Annotated in this window: 12 protein-coding genes, 1 tRNA gene and 1 pseudogene; 13 read left to right on the forward strand and 1 reads right to left on the reverse strand. The window is 71.0% G+C overall.

Annotated features, from left to right (window positions below):
• The first annotated feature begins 30 nt into the window (after positions 1-30).
• The 7 genes from ACFQ79_RS23005 (at position 31) to ACFQ79_RS23035 (ending at position 5,761) form a co-directional block, all read left to right on the forward strand.
• Positions 31-1,338 carry an MBL fold metallo-hydrolase gene (locus tag ACFQ79_RS23005; protein ID WP_383586355.1) on the forward strand — a complete coding sequence of 436 codons (1,308 nt, stop codon included), beginning with the start codon at positions 31-33 and terminating at the stop codon, positions 1,336-1,338.
• 382 nt (positions 1,339-1,720) lie between these two features.
• A complete protein-coding gene (locus tag ACFQ79_RS23010) occupies positions 1,721-3,532 on the forward strand; it encodes a sensor histidine kinase (RefSeq protein ID WP_383586357.1) in 1,812 nt (603 codons plus the stop codon).
• A gap of 5 nt (positions 3,533-3,537) precedes the next feature.
• On the forward strand, positions 3,538-3,972 hold the full coding sequence (locus ACFQ79_RS23015; protein WP_383586359.1) for a roadblock/LC7 domain-containing protein: 435 nt from the start codon (positions 3,538-3,540) through the stop codon (positions 3,970-3,972).
• 2 nt (positions 3,973-3,974) lie between these two features.
• Positions 3,975-4,346 carry a DUF742 domain-containing protein gene (locus ACFQ79_RS23020; RefSeq protein ID WP_383586361.1) on the forward strand — a complete coding sequence of 124 codons (372 nt, stop codon included), beginning with the start codon at positions 3,975-3,977 and terminating at the stop codon, positions 4,344-4,346.
• Positions 4,324-4,947, forward strand: a complete 624-nt coding sequence (locus ACFQ79_RS23025; RefSeq protein WP_383586363.1) for an ATP/GTP-binding protein — start codon at positions 4,324-4,326, stop codon at positions 4,945-4,947. The genes ACFQ79_RS23020 and ACFQ79_RS23025 overlap by 23 nt, the downstream gene beginning before the upstream one ends.
• Positions 4,944-5,525: a GAF domain-containing protein gene (locus ACFQ79_RS23030; RefSeq protein ID WP_383586365.1), complete on the forward strand. Its 582-nt coding sequence runs from the start codon at positions 4,944-4,946 to the stop codon at positions 5,523-5,525. Before ACFQ79_RS23025 ends, ACFQ79_RS23030 begins: the two co-directional genes overlap by 4 nt.
• 162 nt (positions 5,526-5,687) lie before the next feature.
• Positions 5,688-5,761: transfer RNA gene (locus ACFQ79_RS23035), tRNA-Pro, on the forward strand.
• A 99-nt stretch (positions 5,762-5,860) separates the two neighbouring features.
• Here the strand turns inward: ACFQ79_RS23035 and ACFQ79_RS23040 are convergent.
• Complete coding sequence (locus ACFQ79_RS23040) at positions 5,861-7,078, reverse strand: tyrosine-type recombinase/integrase (RefSeq protein ID WP_383586367.1); 1,218 nt, start codon at positions 7,076-7,078, stop codon at positions 5,861-5,863.
• A 214-nt stretch (positions 7,079-7,292) separates the two neighbouring features.
• On the opposite strand from ACFQ79_RS23040, the pseudogene ACFQ79_RS23045 reads away from it, so the two are divergent.
• From ACFQ79_RS23045 to ACFQ79_RS23070, 6 genes and pseudogenes are all read left to right on the forward strand, one after another.
• Positions 7,293-8,482: pseudogene (locus tag ACFQ79_RS23045) on the forward strand (dihydrofolate reductase family protein).
• A 495-nt stretch (positions 8,483-8,977) separates the two neighbouring features.
• Entirely contained in the window at positions 8,978-9,562 is a 585-nt protein-coding gene (locus tag ACFQ79_RS23050) for a sigma-70 family RNA polymerase sigma factor (RefSeq protein ID WP_383586369.1), read from the forward strand.
• Positions 9,559-10,218 carry a hypothetical protein gene (locus ACFQ79_RS23055; protein WP_383586371.1) on the forward strand — a complete coding sequence of 220 codons (660 nt, stop codon included), beginning with the start codon at positions 9,559-9,561 and terminating at the stop codon, positions 10,216-10,218. Before ACFQ79_RS23050 ends, ACFQ79_RS23055 begins: the two co-directional genes overlap by 4 nt.
• Before the next feature lie 98 nt (positions 10,219-10,316).
• On the forward strand, positions 10,317-10,496 hold the full coding sequence (locus ACFQ79_RS23060; protein WP_383586373.1) for a hypothetical protein: 180 nt from the start codon (positions 10,317-10,319) through the stop codon (positions 10,494-10,496).
• Between the two features lie 1,024 nt (positions 10,497-11,520).
• Positions 11,521-11,976, forward strand: a complete 456-nt coding sequence (locus ACFQ79_RS23065) for an SRPBCC family protein (RefSeq protein ID WP_383586375.1) — start codon at positions 11,521-11,523, stop codon at positions 11,974-11,976.
• On the forward strand, positions 11,969-13,558 hold the full coding sequence (locus ACFQ79_RS23070; RefSeq protein ID WP_383586377.1) for a phytoene desaturase family protein: 1,590 nt from the start codon (positions 11,969-11,971) through the stop codon (positions 13,556-13,558). Before ACFQ79_RS23065 ends, ACFQ79_RS23070 begins: the two co-directional genes overlap by 8 nt.
• Positions 13,559-13,931: the final 373 nt, after the last annotated feature.

The following is a 13,931-nucleotide window of genomic DNA, read 5'->3' on the forward strand; positions in this document are numbered from 1 at the left end:
TGGAACGACCCCCAGAGATCAGGAGGTCCTGTGACCGGTACCGGCTCCGACCGCTCGCCACGGGCCCGGCTGCGCGCGCTGCGCCCCGAGTCCTTCGGCGCGGACCCCACGGGCGAGCGCCTCGCCCGCATCCACCGCTCGCCGAACTTCGCGGACGGGATCTTCCAGAACCCCGAACCCGCCCGACGTGGCCCCTCGGGCTCCAGTGTCGAGTTCGCCAAGATCTACTTCGACAAGGAAGCCCGTTCGCGCCGCGCCCCCACCGGCACGATCCCGGTCCACCCCACCACGGTGGCCGACCTGGCCAGGCCCCCGGCCACCGGGCTGCGCCTGACCTGGATGGGGCACTCCGGCGTCCTCGCCGAGATCGACGGCCACCGGGTGCTCTTCGACCCGGTCTGGGGCGAGCGCTGCTCCCCGTTTCCCTTCGCCGGCCCCAAGCGGCTCCACCCGGTGCCCGCGCCGCTCGCCGCCCTCGGCCCGGTCGACGTCGTCGTGATCTCGCACGACCACTACGACCACCTCGACCTGCCGACGATCAAGGCGCTCGCCACCACCGACACCGTCTTCGCGGTGCCGCTGGGCGTCGGCGCCCATCTGGAGCGGTGGGGGGTGCCCGCCTCCCGGCTGCGCGAGCTGGACTGGAACGAGTCCACCGAGATCGGCGAGCTGCGGCTCACGGCCACCCCGGCCCGGCACTTCTGCGGCCGCGGACTGCGCAACCGGCAGATGACGCTCTGGGCCTCCTGGGTCGTGACCGGCCCCTCCCACCGGATCTTCCACAGCGGGGACACCGGATACTTCTCCGGATTCAAGGACATCGGCGCGGCCCACGGCCCCTTCGACGCCACCATGATCCAGATCGGTGCCTACTCGGAGTTCTGGACGGACATCCACATGACCCCCGCCGAGGGCATGCGGGCGCATCTCGACCTCCAGGGCGGCGGGCCGTCCGGGGTGATGCTGCCGATCCACTGGGGCACCTTCAACCTCGCCCCGCACCCGTGGGCCGAACCGGGGGAGGGCACCGTCGAGGCCGCCGCCGGAGCCGCTCAGCGGATCGCCCTGCCCATCCCGGGCGAACCCTTCGAGCCGGGCGCCGAACAGGTGCCCGACAGCCCGTGGTGGCGTCCGGTCGCCCGTGTCCCCTCCGACGGCTGGGCGGAACCGACTCTCACCGACGGTGACGGTTCGGGTGCCGGTGTGTCGCACGGGAAAGCGGATGTGAACGCGGACGCAAACACGGGTGCGAACACCGGCGCGGACGCGGGGCGGACCTCCGGCGAACCCGGCACGGACGCCGGCCGGGGTGCTCCCGAGGCGGCACGGACCCCCTGAGGCCGCGAGCGGACCGGGCGGTTCGCACCCCTCCCGGGATTCCGTTCGAGGGGCATTTCCGCAGAGGGCGGAGGCGTGGGACGCCTCCGCCCTCTGCCGTTCCCGGCGCTCCACGCCCCCTCTGCGCGATGACGTCGAGTTTCGGCCGAAGCTTCTCGGCCTGCCGGGCCGGCGGCGGTACCAGAGCGGGCCGGTCTGCGGGTGAATTTGCCAACTGCGCACCGCACATGAACGGTTGACGACTACAGTGTGTGGCTGGTGATCATCGGTAGGCTCTCAGCGCACATGGGGCACACCCCCCGGCCCCACTCATCGCAGCACCCCCCCGTAGTCCCCTCCCGCAGTACGCCGATTCCTGGGCACGTACGTACCAAGGACACGCATGTCTCAAGTTCGCGCACCCGCCTCGCGGTCCGATCGACGCGAGGGCGGCCGGCACGGCCGGTCAGGCGCCCGCCCCGCCCCCGGTACCGGTGGCAACCCCCCGGCACGGCCCCCCGCTTCGCACGCCGTGGAAACCCGCTTACGCCCCCAACTCCTCCGTACCTCCGTGCTTCCCGCCGTCGCGGTGGCACTGGGCGGGGCCGCGGCCGTGCTCTTCACCATCCGATCCACCGGCGCCACCCCGACACCCGGCCTCTGGGCCGCGCTCACCGGAGCCGCCGCGATCACGGTGGCCTCCGTGACGGCCGCCGCGCTCGGCGCCGACCGCGCCGCCAAGGCGGTCCTCGGCCGCTGCAAAGCCCTGCGCCGCACCAGCGCCCGCCACCAGGGCGAACTGCAGACGGTCATCGAACAGTTGCGCAAGGGCGAGGGCCTTCCGCCCCGCCCCGCGCCGCCGGCCGGCGCCCCCTCCGGCGACGAATTCGACCTGCTCTCCCAGGAGCTGACGCGCTCTCACGAGGCCGCCGTGGCAGCCGTCGTACAGGCGTCCAAGCTCTCCAGCAGCGTCGGGGACGAACAGAAGGTCGAGGTCTTCGTCAACCTCGCACGGCGCCTGCAGTCCCTGGTCCACCGAGAGATCCAGCTCCTCGACGAGCTGGAGAACGAGGTCGAGGACCCCGAGCTGCTCAAAGGCCTGTTCCACGTCGACCACCTGGCCACCCGCATCCGCCGGCACGCCGAGAACCTCGCCGTGCTCGGCGGCGCCGTCTCCCGCCGCCAGTGGTCGCACCCGGTCACCGTCACCGAGGTGCTGCGCTCCTCCATCGCCGAGGTCGAGCAGTACCCGCGGGTCAAGCTCGTCCCGCCGATCGACGGTGCGCTCCGGGGCCATGCCGTGGCCGACGTCATCCACCTCCTCGCCGAACTCGTCGAGAACGCCACGCTGTTCTCCGCGCCGCACACCACCGTGCTGCTCCGCGCGCAGTACGTCACGGCCGGCCTCGCGATCGAGGTCGAGGACCGCGGTCTCGGCATGTCCGTCACCGAGCAGGACAGGATGAACGCCCTGCTCGCCGACCCCGACCAGGTCAACGTCGCGCATCTGCTCCAGGACGGCCGCATCGGACTCTTCGTGGTCTCGGCCCTCGCCCGCCGCCACGGCATCGCCGTACGACTCCAGTCCAACATCTACGGCGGCGTCCAGGCCGTCCTCGTGCTCCCGCAGGGCCTCCTCGGGGCCGACCCCGAGGGGCTCACCCGGCACGACACCCCGCACGAGCGCCAGGGGGCCGAGGCCACCGGATCCGCCACGGTCCCGCCGCACCAGGTGCGGACACGGCCCCTGCCGACGGCGCAGTCGCACCTGCCGTCGCAGCCCACGCCCGCGGCCGCCGCCCCGGCGCCGCCCTCGGCTCCCATGACGGCGCCGGCTCCCATGACGGCCCCGGCTGCCCTGACGGTGCCGATGACGGCCCCCATGAACGCCCCCTTGAACGCCCCCCTGAACGCCCCCATGACCGCCCCGGCACCGGCGCGACCGGCCGGGGCGGAGCACTCCGGCCCCCCGGCCTCCCTCCTCTCGCCGCTCCCCCCGGCGCCCGAGACCGATGGCCGGCCCGCGCTCCCCAAACGGCGCGCCCAGGAGCACCTCGTCCCGCAGCTGCGCGACGAACCGGTGGCCCGCACGCCTGAAGAGCACGCCCTGCACGACCCCGGCCTGATGGCCGCGTTCCAGCGCGGCATCGGTCTCGCCGAGTCCCAGCCCGCCCCCCACGAATCGCCGCGTCCAGGCGACGCGCACAAGGAGTAGAAACCATGGCGAGCAATGTGCCGACCGGCCATTCCTCGGACCTCGACTGGCTGCTGAGCGGCCTCGTCCAGCGGGTCCCGTACACCCGCAACGCCGTTCTGCTCTCCTCCGACGGCCTCGTGAAATCCGTCCACGGCCTCGACCCCGACGCCGCCGACCACATGGCGGCCCTCGCCTCCGGCCTGTACTCCCTCGGCCGCAGCGCCGGTGCCCGGTTCGGCGACGGCGGCGAGGTGCGGCAGGTGGTCGTGGAGCTCGACTCCACCCTCCTGTTCGTGACCACGGCGGGCTCCGGCACCTGCCTGGCGGTGCTGGCCGGCCGAGAGGCCGACGCCGCCGTCCTCGGGTACGAGATGGCGATGCTCGTCAAGAGCGTCCGGCCGTACCTGGTCACCCCCGCCCGGCAGGCAGCCGGAGCGGTGGGCGGCATCGGCCAGTGATCGTGACGACCTCCGAGGAAGGGCCCTGGCTCGACGACGCGGCCGGCCGGCTGATCCGTCCGTACGCCGTCAGCGGTGGCCGGACCAGGCCGACCACCGCACTGGACCTGCTGTCCATGGTGATGGCGACCGGATCGTCACCCCAGGCCCACATGGGCCCGGAGCACAGCCTGGCCCTCGGGCTGTGCTCCGGGCCCACCTCGGTGGCCGAGATCGCGGCGCAGCTACGGCTTCCCGCCGTGGTCGCCAAGGTCCTGCTCTCCGACCTCCTGGACTGCGGGGCGCTCACCGCCCGCGCTCCCCGGTTCCACGCCAACCCGACCGACCGTTCCTTGCTGGAGGCAGTGCTCGATGGCCTACGACAACGGCTCTGAGCGACACGACCGTCTCGCGACCCCCTCGTTCCCGACCGCCCTCAAGATCCTGGTGGCGGGCGGCTTCGGCGTGGGCAAGACGACCTTCGTGGGCGCGGTCAGCGAGATCGCACCGCTGAGCACCGAAGAACTGCTGACCGCGGTCAGCGCCGCGACCGACAGCCTGGAGGGCGTGGAGTCCAAGACCACGACCACCGTGGCCCTGGACTTCGGCCGCATCACGCTCGACGACCGGCATGTCCTCTACCTCTTCGGCACCCCCGGCCAGGAACGCTTCTGGTTCATGTGGGACGAACTCTCCGAGGGTGCGCTCGGGGCGGTCGTCCTGGTCGACACCCGCAGGCTCCAGGAGTGCTTCGCCGCCGTGGACTTCTTCGAACGGCGGGGCATCCGGTTCGTCGTGGCGATCAACGAGTTCGACGGCTCCTTCCGCTACGAGCCGGACGAGGTACGGGCCGCGCTCGACCTCAAGCCGGAGGTGCCGGTCGTCCTCTGCGACGCCCGCATCTCCAGCTCGGGCATCAGCACCCTGCTGACCCTCGTCCAGCATCTGCTCACCCATACCCCGGCCGCCGTGCCGAGCTACGGAGCCACGTCTTGACGTACGACCCCACCGGTCACCTCCTGCTGACTCCCGTCGACAAGGACGCGCCGGCCCGGGTGCGGCGGCTGCGCGAACTCGGCATCGGGGAGCGGCCGGAGCCGGCGTTCGACGCGTTCGCCCACCGGCTCGCGGACGTGACCGGGGTCCCGTTCTCGATGGTCAACTTCATCGACGGGAACCGGCAGTTCTTCGCCGGGCTGCACACCCCCGAGAGCAGCCACACGGGCAGCGGCCCGGGTGCGGCCGCCGCGGCCACCACGGGAGCCGGCGGCATCGGCCGCTTCATGGCACGCGACCACGGCTACTGCCCGCACGTCGTGGTGCGCCGCAAGGCGCTCGTCCTGGAGGACGTCCGCGACTACCCGCGCTTCGCGGGGAACCCGGTCGTGGACGAGATCGGCATCCGCTCCTACATGGGGGCGCCGCTGATGGACCGCACCGGTGTCGCACTCGGCACCGTCTGCGTGGTCGACACCGAGGTCCGGCCGTGGGGGCGCGCCGGGCTGGAGACGATCAAGGCGATGGCGACGGAGCTGATGGAGCAGATCGACCGTCGCGAGGACGGCATGCTCTGACCGCCACGAGCTCGGCGTAAGAGGGCGTCACGGAGAGTGCGTGGCCTGCTCCTCGTGTGCGGCCTCTCCGGGGTGCGGGGAAAGGGTTCGTGACCACCAGGGAAAGTGCGGTATTGTTCTCATGCGCGTCCAGCCGGGGGAAACCCCAGGTCAGACGGGCAGCGGGACGTGGCGCAGCTTGGTAGCGCACTTGACTGGGGGTCAAGGGGTCGCAGGTTCAAATCCTGTCGTCCCGACTTGAAAGAGTCGCAGGTCAGAGGCCGTTTCAGAGCAATCTGAAACGGCCTCTGACTCGTTTTTGGGGACCACTTGGGGACCAACTCGCCTTGACCGCGTCAGCGGGCGACCACGATCGGGCTGGGCAGGGACCGGGGCGCGCGGAGCGCGCTGAGGTGTGCCGAGAGTGCGGCGCCGGCGGCGGTGATCTTGTGCACGTCGGGGTGCAGGTACCGCTGGGTGGTGGTCAGAGAGCCATGGCCGGCGATCTTGCGCAGGACGTGCACCTGGACCCCGGCATCGGCGAACCAGGTGAGTCCGGTGTGCCGGAGGTCGTGGCGGCGCAGGTGCTCGTAGCCGAGCTTCGTGACGACGTCGTCCCAGTGGGTCGCGTCGCGCAGGACCGCGGTGGAGATGCGACCGCCCCGGGGGCCGGTGAACATGCGCGCGTCGGGGTTGGGGCCGGCGGCGAGGATGCGCTGCGCGACCAAGGGGCGGATCTCCTCGATGATGGGGACCTGGCGGGCCCGCTTGCCCTTCGTTCCCTTGTCGATGAGGCCGCCGGGGGCGGGGGTGGTCTGGCGTCGGACGGTCCAGATCCAGTTGGTGGTGTCGATGTCCCCGACTCGGCAGCCGGAGACCTCGCCGATACGCGCGGCCGTACACGCGGCGAAGAGGACGACCTCGCCCCAGCCCCGGAACTCGCCGTGGGAGACGGCCACGAGTGCGTCGGCCAGCTCGGCGAGTGCCTCCCAGCCGGGGAGGGCCAGTGCTCGCGGGTCGAGGAGCTCGTCCTCGGCTTGCTTGTAGAGCTTCTGCCAGCCCGTCACGCGGGCCGGGTTGACCTTGATGATGCCGTCGCGGACTGCTTGCTCCATGACCCGGACCAGCACGGCGATGGTGTTCTTGACGGTCGAGCGACCGTGCTCGTCGGCGATCCAGTTCTGGACCGTTCGGTCGATGGCCCCGTTGGTAATCATCCGGACCGGCAGATGCCCGAGAGCCGGCACTACGCGTACTCGCCATCCTGAGAGATAGGGATCGCGCGTCTTCAATTCCAGACTGCGCAGGGCGAGTTCCATGTTCGTCTCGCCGTAGTCGGCGAGCTTCATGGTGGCCACGGATGGGGCAAGGCCGGCCTCGGCGGCCTCGATGATGGTCTGGATCCACGCCTGCGCCTCTTCTTCGCTGTCCTTCCCCTCGGATACGGACTTCCGGCGCTTGGTCGTGGGGTCGAACCAGCGGACGCGAGCACGGTACGGGTTCGCTCTATTGGGCCTGTATTCGACGTCCGTGGAGAGGCGTACACCGACAGGAACGGATTCTATATGGGCCATTAAGCCTTCCGGTTGGGGGTGGTGCGGCGGCTGCTTAGCCATTCCTCGACATCGGTTGCGCTGTACATGACCACGCGGTCGGATATGGAGATGTAAGGAGGGCCCTCGCCCCCGCCGACGGTGACGACGGCGTCGCCGAGTTCCGCGCCGCGCTCGACCGCATCGTGCTGCACCCCGCCTGACCACGCCCCACGACGACCTTCTGGAGCTCCCTGTGCCCCGCCCGTACGTCCTGCTGTCCGCCGCCGTCTCCATCGACGGCTACCTCGACACCCGCCCAGGCGAGGACAGGCTCCTGCTGTCGAACAAGCAAGACTTCGACCGCGTCGACTCCGTGCGCGCGAGCGTCGACGCGATCCTGGTCGGAGCCGGGACCCTCCGCGCCGACAACCCCCGACTCCTGGTCAACTCGGAGGAGCGCCGGGCCGCCCGAGTGTCCGCGGGGCAGTCGGAATACCCGTTGAAGGTCACCATCACCGGCACGGGCGAACTCGACCCCGACTGGAAGTTCTGGCACCACGGCGGCGAGAAGCTCGTCCTTGCCGTCGGCGACAAGGCCGCCGAGAAGTCCCGTGCCAATCTCGGTGACCTCGCCACCATCCAGGGCATTCCCACCGAGGCCACGTGGCCGACCGCGCTCGACGTCCTTGGCGATGTCTACGGCGTCAGGCGGCTCATGGTCGAAGGCGGCGGCACCATCCACACCCAACTCCTCGAGCAGGCGCTCGCCGACGAACTCCATCTCGTCATCGCCCCGCTCCTCGTCGGACAGCCCGACGCCGTTCGGATGCTCGGACCCGCGCACTACCTCGGTGGCCCCTCCGCGCGCCTCCGACTCCTGGAGACCTGCCAGATCGGCGACGTGGTACTCCTGAGGTACGCCCCCAAGGACATTTCGACGGAGCCCCGATGAGTAGCACCCCCGATTCCGCCGGCACACCAGATGCCGGTCGCGAACCCAGCGCGGAGGACCGATCCTGGCTCACCCTCGCCTGTGAGCTCGCCACCCTCTGCCCACCGTCGACAACCGCCTTCAGCGTGGGCGCGGTCATCGTCGCGGCCGACGGAACCGAGCTCGCCCGCGGGCACTCCCGAGAGAGCGACCTCCACGACCACGCCGAGGAAGCCGCGCTCGCCAAGCTGCCCGCAGACGATCCCCGCCTCGCGGCCGCCACGATCTACAGCTCCCTCGAGCCCTGCGCCAAGCGCGCCTCTCGACCGCGCCCCTGCGCTCAGCTCATCCGCGACGCGGGAATCCGCCGAGTGGTCACCGCATGGCGCGAGCCCGACACCTTCGTCCACGGCGCCGACGGCGCCGAGCTTCTGGAAGACGCCGGGGTGACGGTCATTGAACTACCCGAGCTCGCGCACGCCGCACAGGCTCCCAACCGCCACCTGCTCTGACCGTGGCGCCGGAGGTGCGGTCCGAGCACCCTGCCCCCACCTGTGACGGAGTCCGTGCTGTTGCGGGGCCGCCAGGAGTGTTGATCGAGTGGGCTCTCGCACGGGGCTCCCCATTCGCCCGGGCTTCCTCCACTCGCTGTGGTGGGCTGCGGAGTTGGGCAGTGGCGACGCGGTCTCAACGCAGGCGGCTGCCCCGATGAGCGGTAGTCGCTGTGCCGTGCATCACATGGAGGTGGGTGCGCGTGCTGCGGGGTGGAGATACTGCCTGTTCAGAGGTTGCTTATGAGTGGTCTCGATCTTGCACTCCGTGCTGGCGCGGGTGCGGTCGGTGAACTTTCTTCGAACGCGGATGAGTGTTTCGGAACTGATTTCGCTTAAGTGGTCGATGGGAGAGCAACACGCCCTCCTTCACCGGGAGTTGGTGCCAACCCATCTATAAGGAAGTGTCCGTGACCACTGCAGTGCTGCTGTGCCCGCGGAATGCGGGAGGCCCGCGTGCGTGACGCGACCGGGCCCGACCCGGGTCACGCAGGCGGCGTACACACGACGTCCCCGCTGCCGCTCGACTTCGAGGCGTTCGTCCTCAGCCACCAGGAGTTCTTCCACCTCTACGCCGAACTCCACTGCGGCAGCCGTGCGACGGCCGAAGCCGTCGTCCATGAGGTCTTCCTGGAGATCCTGACCTCCTGGGACGAACTCCTCCAGGAGGATGAGCTGGAGCGCAGGACCCTCGCGGTACTCCACCGGCACGTGGCGAGGCGCCTCGCCCGGGAGGGGCGTGACCCCGCGTACGTCATCAACGGTCCGATCGGCCAGAACCTGCGCGCCCTGCGTGGCGAACTGGAGTTCGCGCCGAGCCGGATCGGCCTGTACGAGGCGATCTCGGAACTGCCTGTACGCCAGTACACCGTGATCGTGATGCGCTTCCTGATGGGGTACTCCACCAAGCAGGTCGCCCGGTACATGCACATCGACGAACGCACCGTGAACCACCACTGCCGCCGGGCCAAGGAACGCCTGGGCAAGAAGCTGGGCTTGCCCACCCGTGCCGCGGCCCGGCAGAAGGAAGGCCAGCAGTGACCCGCACCATCGACGACCTCCTGGAAGACGCTGCGGTCCCCGTCGCGGGGAACCCTCGCTTCGATGTCGGCGCCGCCCTGCGCCGCCTCGCCGCAGACGCCAGCCGCAGTTCGACTCCGCCCTCCATCCACCTCGCCGGCGCTGCACGGGCGGGCCGCCAGCTGTCGACCGTATGCCGGTGGGCGATCAACGCCCCCAGCGCGCCCGCCGACATCAGCCGCCTCGCGGACGCTCCCACCCGCGGGACCAAGGGAGAGTTCGACGAGGACGGCGCCGCTGTCTTCGCCTGCCTGCTCTTCCTCACCGGCCACCCCGAGAGCGCCCAGTTCTGGTGGCAGCTGTCGGCCGGCGCCGGAAACCGCATCGCCGCCTACTGCCTTCACCTGCACCACCTCGCCCTCGGCGAGCACCGCGAAGCCGCGCACTGGCGGCACGAGGTCACCGCGTCCTCTGCTGAGGGCGGCGGGATCGACGAGGTCCTCCTGGACTGCCTTAGCGCCGTTGCCTCCTACGTCAGGAAGAACGGTTCGGTGGGCAGCACTCCACCCACCGGCCAGCTGGAGATGGAAGTCGACCGGCTCGCCGGCGACGACGGCATTTCCGGCCCTCCCGACCGGCGCCTTGCCGATCGCCTACGCGAGTTCGCGAACCGCTGATCCACTGCACCACCAGCACGTCAACCACACCGAAGGGAGCCCTCCGGGCACCGCAGCGCCCGGAGGGCTCCCTTTCGCATCCCGAAAGGACTCGTCCTATGACCATCTCCCACACGCCGCCATCGGGCCCCGGTCTGATGCGGCGTTCCCGTGGCCTCTTCCGCTGGGGTCGGCGACAGCGCCGCGCCGCCGCCGGGCACTTCGTGCGCGGCCTCAGTTACGGCGCCGGGATCACTGCGGCGAGCCTCGTGGGCTACTGGCTCCAGCAGTTGTGGTGACTGCCCCACGGGCCCTGCCACGCCCACGCTGGATACGGATCGCAGTTCCGTTCGCTTTCTGCGGTACGGGTCGGTGAGAGCCGCCGAGATCCTGGTCATGCTCCTCGGCCCGGCGTCGCGCATTCGCGATGGCGGGCCCAGATTCCAGCGGGCACAGAGCGGAGTGGACAAGCGATGAGACAGCGGCCAGGGACGGACCGCAGGTGCTCGCCAGGTCGATGCGGACCGTTCGGTCGCAGAGCCGTTCCACCTGTGCGGGGTCGTACGAGATGAGCAGGACCGTCCGGTTGCCCCGCAGGGCCGCCACGGACTCCGCGACCGTGTCGCGGCTGCGCTCGTCCAGTGCGCTTATTGGCTCATCGAGCAGGAGGGCCACCGGTTGGAGGGCCAAGCTTCCGGCCAGACAATGCCGTTGGCGTTGCGAACGGCTGGGTGTCCCGTCGGTCGGAGATCTCGCTCCACAGGCCTGCATCGCGCAGCGGCACGGGCCAGACCCTCGGCCGCACGCTCTACGCCTGCTCGCCCGCCACACCAGCACGACAATTCGCACTACGACCCTCATCACGCTGGGCCCTGACCACCGCGGCACTCGCCGTCACGCCGGTCCGAGAGGCACTGGACGGCCGCGTCGTGAGACGGGCGTGGACGGGGAGGAGCTGCTGGCCGGCTTCGACCCTTCCTCGATCTCCCGCAAGAGGATGCCCTTCGACGCCTACCTGTCCATGGCCGGATGCCGCCCGCATAACCAGCAGGCGTCCACGTAGGGGACTACCCCGGCTGCGGGGCCACGAGCGACTGTGGCCGAGAAGCGTCGGATGTGGACGTCCGCGGTTCCCAGGCGGGGGCGCGCGCTCGAGACGCGTGAGATGCGGCGCGATCGGGGCGCGCGCACCATGGCCGTGACGCCATCTGTCGAGGGAGGTCGCCGTGCCCTAGGACCCGTGGGACCGACCGGGTCGCCCCACCGGGGCCCTGCCGAGCGGGTCCGCCGCGTCCCCAGCGCCCTGGTAGAAGGAGCATCGTCATGGCCGTCCGTCATCAGCTGATTAGCCGTCCCTCGCATGCGGTGTGGGCCGTTCTGGCCGATCCGACCCGCTACGGCGAATGGGTGGTGGGCCCGTCCGAGTCCACGCCCCTCGATCGTTCCTGGCCGGAGGTCGGCTCCCGGCTTCGCTACACCGTCCGTCTCGGCCCCTGGTCGACCGACGGAACCACCACGGTCCGCCACGCCGTCTCCGGCTGCGAGCTGGAGCTGGAGGCGGTGTTCAAGGCCCTCGGCACCACGGCAAGGATCTTCCTCCAGCTCAGGCCGTGGGGAGAGCAGACTCTGGTCGTCTGCGACGAGCACCCGCTGCGAGGGCTGGGCGGGACTCTGCACAACTCCGTCAGCGAGGCAGCCCTCCAGCTCCGGCACCGTGGGATGCTGGCCCGCCTTGCCAGGGTCGTGGAGCAGGACCGCGCGGGGAGCTGGCATGCCTGACGCAGTGGTGATCGGCGCGGGGCCGAACGGCCTGGTGGCGGCGAACCTGCTGGTCGACGCGGGGTGGACGGTGGAAGTCCTGGAGGCGCAGAAGGAGCCGGGTGGGGCTGTGCGCAGCGACCGCAGGGTCCACCCGGACTACGTCTCGGACGTCTTCAGTGCCTTCTACCCGCTTGCGGAGGCCTCTCCGGTCATCGCCCGTCTCGATCTGGCTGCCGAGGGTCTGCGCTGGAGCCACGCCCCGCGCGTGCTGGCGCACCCGCTGCTGGACGGCCGGTGCGCGGTCCTTGAACGCCGGGTGCAGGACACCTCGGCTGGGCTGGCGGAGTTCGCGGCCGCCGACGGCGACGCCTGGGAGAGAATGTACGGGACATGGCACCGGATCGGGCCGGACCTCGTGCAGGCCCTGTTCACGCCCTTCCCGCCGGTCTGCGCCGGGCTCCGCCTGGCCGCGAAACTCCGCGCCGCGGGCGGGCTGCGACTCGTGCGGAACCTGACCCTGCCCGTGCGGCGTCTGGGTGAGGAAGAGTTCGCGGGGGAAGGTGGGCGGCTTCTGCTGGCCGGGAACGCCCTGCACGCCGACCTCACCCCGGAGGCAGCGGGGAGCGGCGGATTCGGCTGGCTGATGTCGATGCTGGGCCAGAGCCACGGCTTCCCCGTCCCCGCCGGGGGTTCCAGCGCCCTGACGGCCGCGCTGGTGAGCCGCTTCCGTGCTCGCGGAGGCGTCCTGCGTTGCGGTGAGCGCGTCGCGTCGGTCGTGGTGCGCAGAGGCACGGCCGTCGGGGTCAGGACCGAGGGCGGTGAGGCGGTCGACGCGCGTCGTGCCGTACTGGCCGATACCTCGGCCCCGTCCCTGTACCGCGGCCTCGTGGGCGAGGAACATCTCCCCACCCGCCTCGTACGGGATCTGGAGCGCTTCCACTGGGATTTCGCGACCTTCAAGGTCGACTGGGCGCTGAGTGGTCCGGTGCCGTGGACGGCGCGGGGCGCGGTCGGCGCCGGCACGGTCCACCTGGCCGACGGCGTGGACGGCCTGACCCGATTCGCCGCCCAGCTCGCCACGGGGCACGTCCCCGACGAGCCGTTCGCCCTCTTCGGCCAGATGACGACCGCCGACCCCCGTCGCTCACCCGCCGGTACGGAATCGGCATGGGCCTACACCCACCTCCCCCAGCGCATCACCGCCGACGCGGGCCCCGACGGCATCACCGGCCGGTGGCACGCCGGCGAGCAGGAGGCGATGGCCGATCGCATCGAAGCTCAGGTGGAGCGCTACGCGCCCGGCTTCCGGACGATGATCCGCGCCCGCCGCATCCTGGCCCCGGCCACGCTCCAGGCCCTGGACGAGAATCTGCACAACGGCGCCATCAACAACGGGACCACCGCCCTGCACCAGCAGGCGATCTTCCGTCCGACACCCGGCACAGGCCGTCCCGAGACCCCCGTCAAGGGCCTCTACCTGGCCTCCGCCGCCGCCCACCCGGGCGGCGGTGTCCACGGTGCGCCGGGCGCGAACGCCGCCCGCGCGGCGCTACGCCGACATGGACTGCACGCCGTCTTGCACTGCGGCCAACGCGTCTGAGGGCCTGGGGACGGCCTCGCACGGCCGCCCGGTCCGGGCGCGGGCCTTACGGCCAGGTCGATCCGGTTTTGCCGATGCCATTAGCCGCCCTGTCGGACTGTGCAGCAGGAGCCTGCCGGGACCCGCTGATGCGTTCGCATGAATCCGGTCGAAGGCTCCGTGCCCGTCGGGTCGACCACGAGCCAAGGGTCTGTCGATCCGCCCCGAGCCGGAAACGAGAGGTGACGCCGGTCTAGCCGGTCGATCTGTCGGCCAAGCAGATCGCGGAGTCCCTGGCCGGACGCCGCGCCTGGGAACGGTTCCCCACCACGCGCTGAGGGGCGGGATCGGAGTGATGGCAGGGGTGTGGGCCCGAACTCGACGAGTTCGGGCC

The organism is Streptomyces sp. NPDC056480 (assembly GCF_042795405.1).
Classification (GTDB): Bacteria; Actinomycetota; Actinomycetes; order Streptomycetales; family Streptomycetaceae; genus Streptomyces.

What these genes read in the sequence shown, in the direction of transcription:
- ACFQ79_RS23065 (WP_383586375.1), top strand. Translation starts at nt 11,521, where the DNA reads ATGGCCGTCCGTCATCAGCTGATTAGCCGTCCCTCGCATGCGGTGTGG.
- ACFQ79_RS23070 (WP_383586377.1), top strand. Translation starts at nt 11,969, where the DNA reads ATGCCTGACGCAGTGGTGATCGGCGCGGGGCCGAACGGCCTGGTGGCG.
- ACFQ79_RS23060 (WP_383586373.1), top strand. Translation starts at nt 10,317, where the DNA reads ATGACCATCTCCCACACGCCGCCATCGGGCCCCGGTCTGATGCGGCGT.
- ACFQ79_RS23015 (WP_383586359.1), top strand. Translation starts at nt 3,538, where the DNA reads ATGGCGAGCAATGTGCCGACCGGCCATTCCTCGGACCTCGACTGGCTG.
- ACFQ79_RS23010 (WP_383586357.1), top strand. Translation starts at nt 1,721, where the DNA reads ATGTCTCAAGTTCGCGCACCCGCCTCGCGGTCCGATCGACGCGAGGGC.
- ACFQ79_RS23025 (WP_383586363.1), top strand. Translation starts at nt 4,324, where the DNA reads ATGGCCTACGACAACGGCTCTGAGCGACACGACCGTCTCGCGACCCCC.
- ACFQ79_RS23040 (WP_383586367.1), bottom strand. Translation starts at nt 7,078, where the DNA reads ATGGCCCATATAGAATCCGTTCCTGTCGGTGTACGCCTCTCCACGGAC.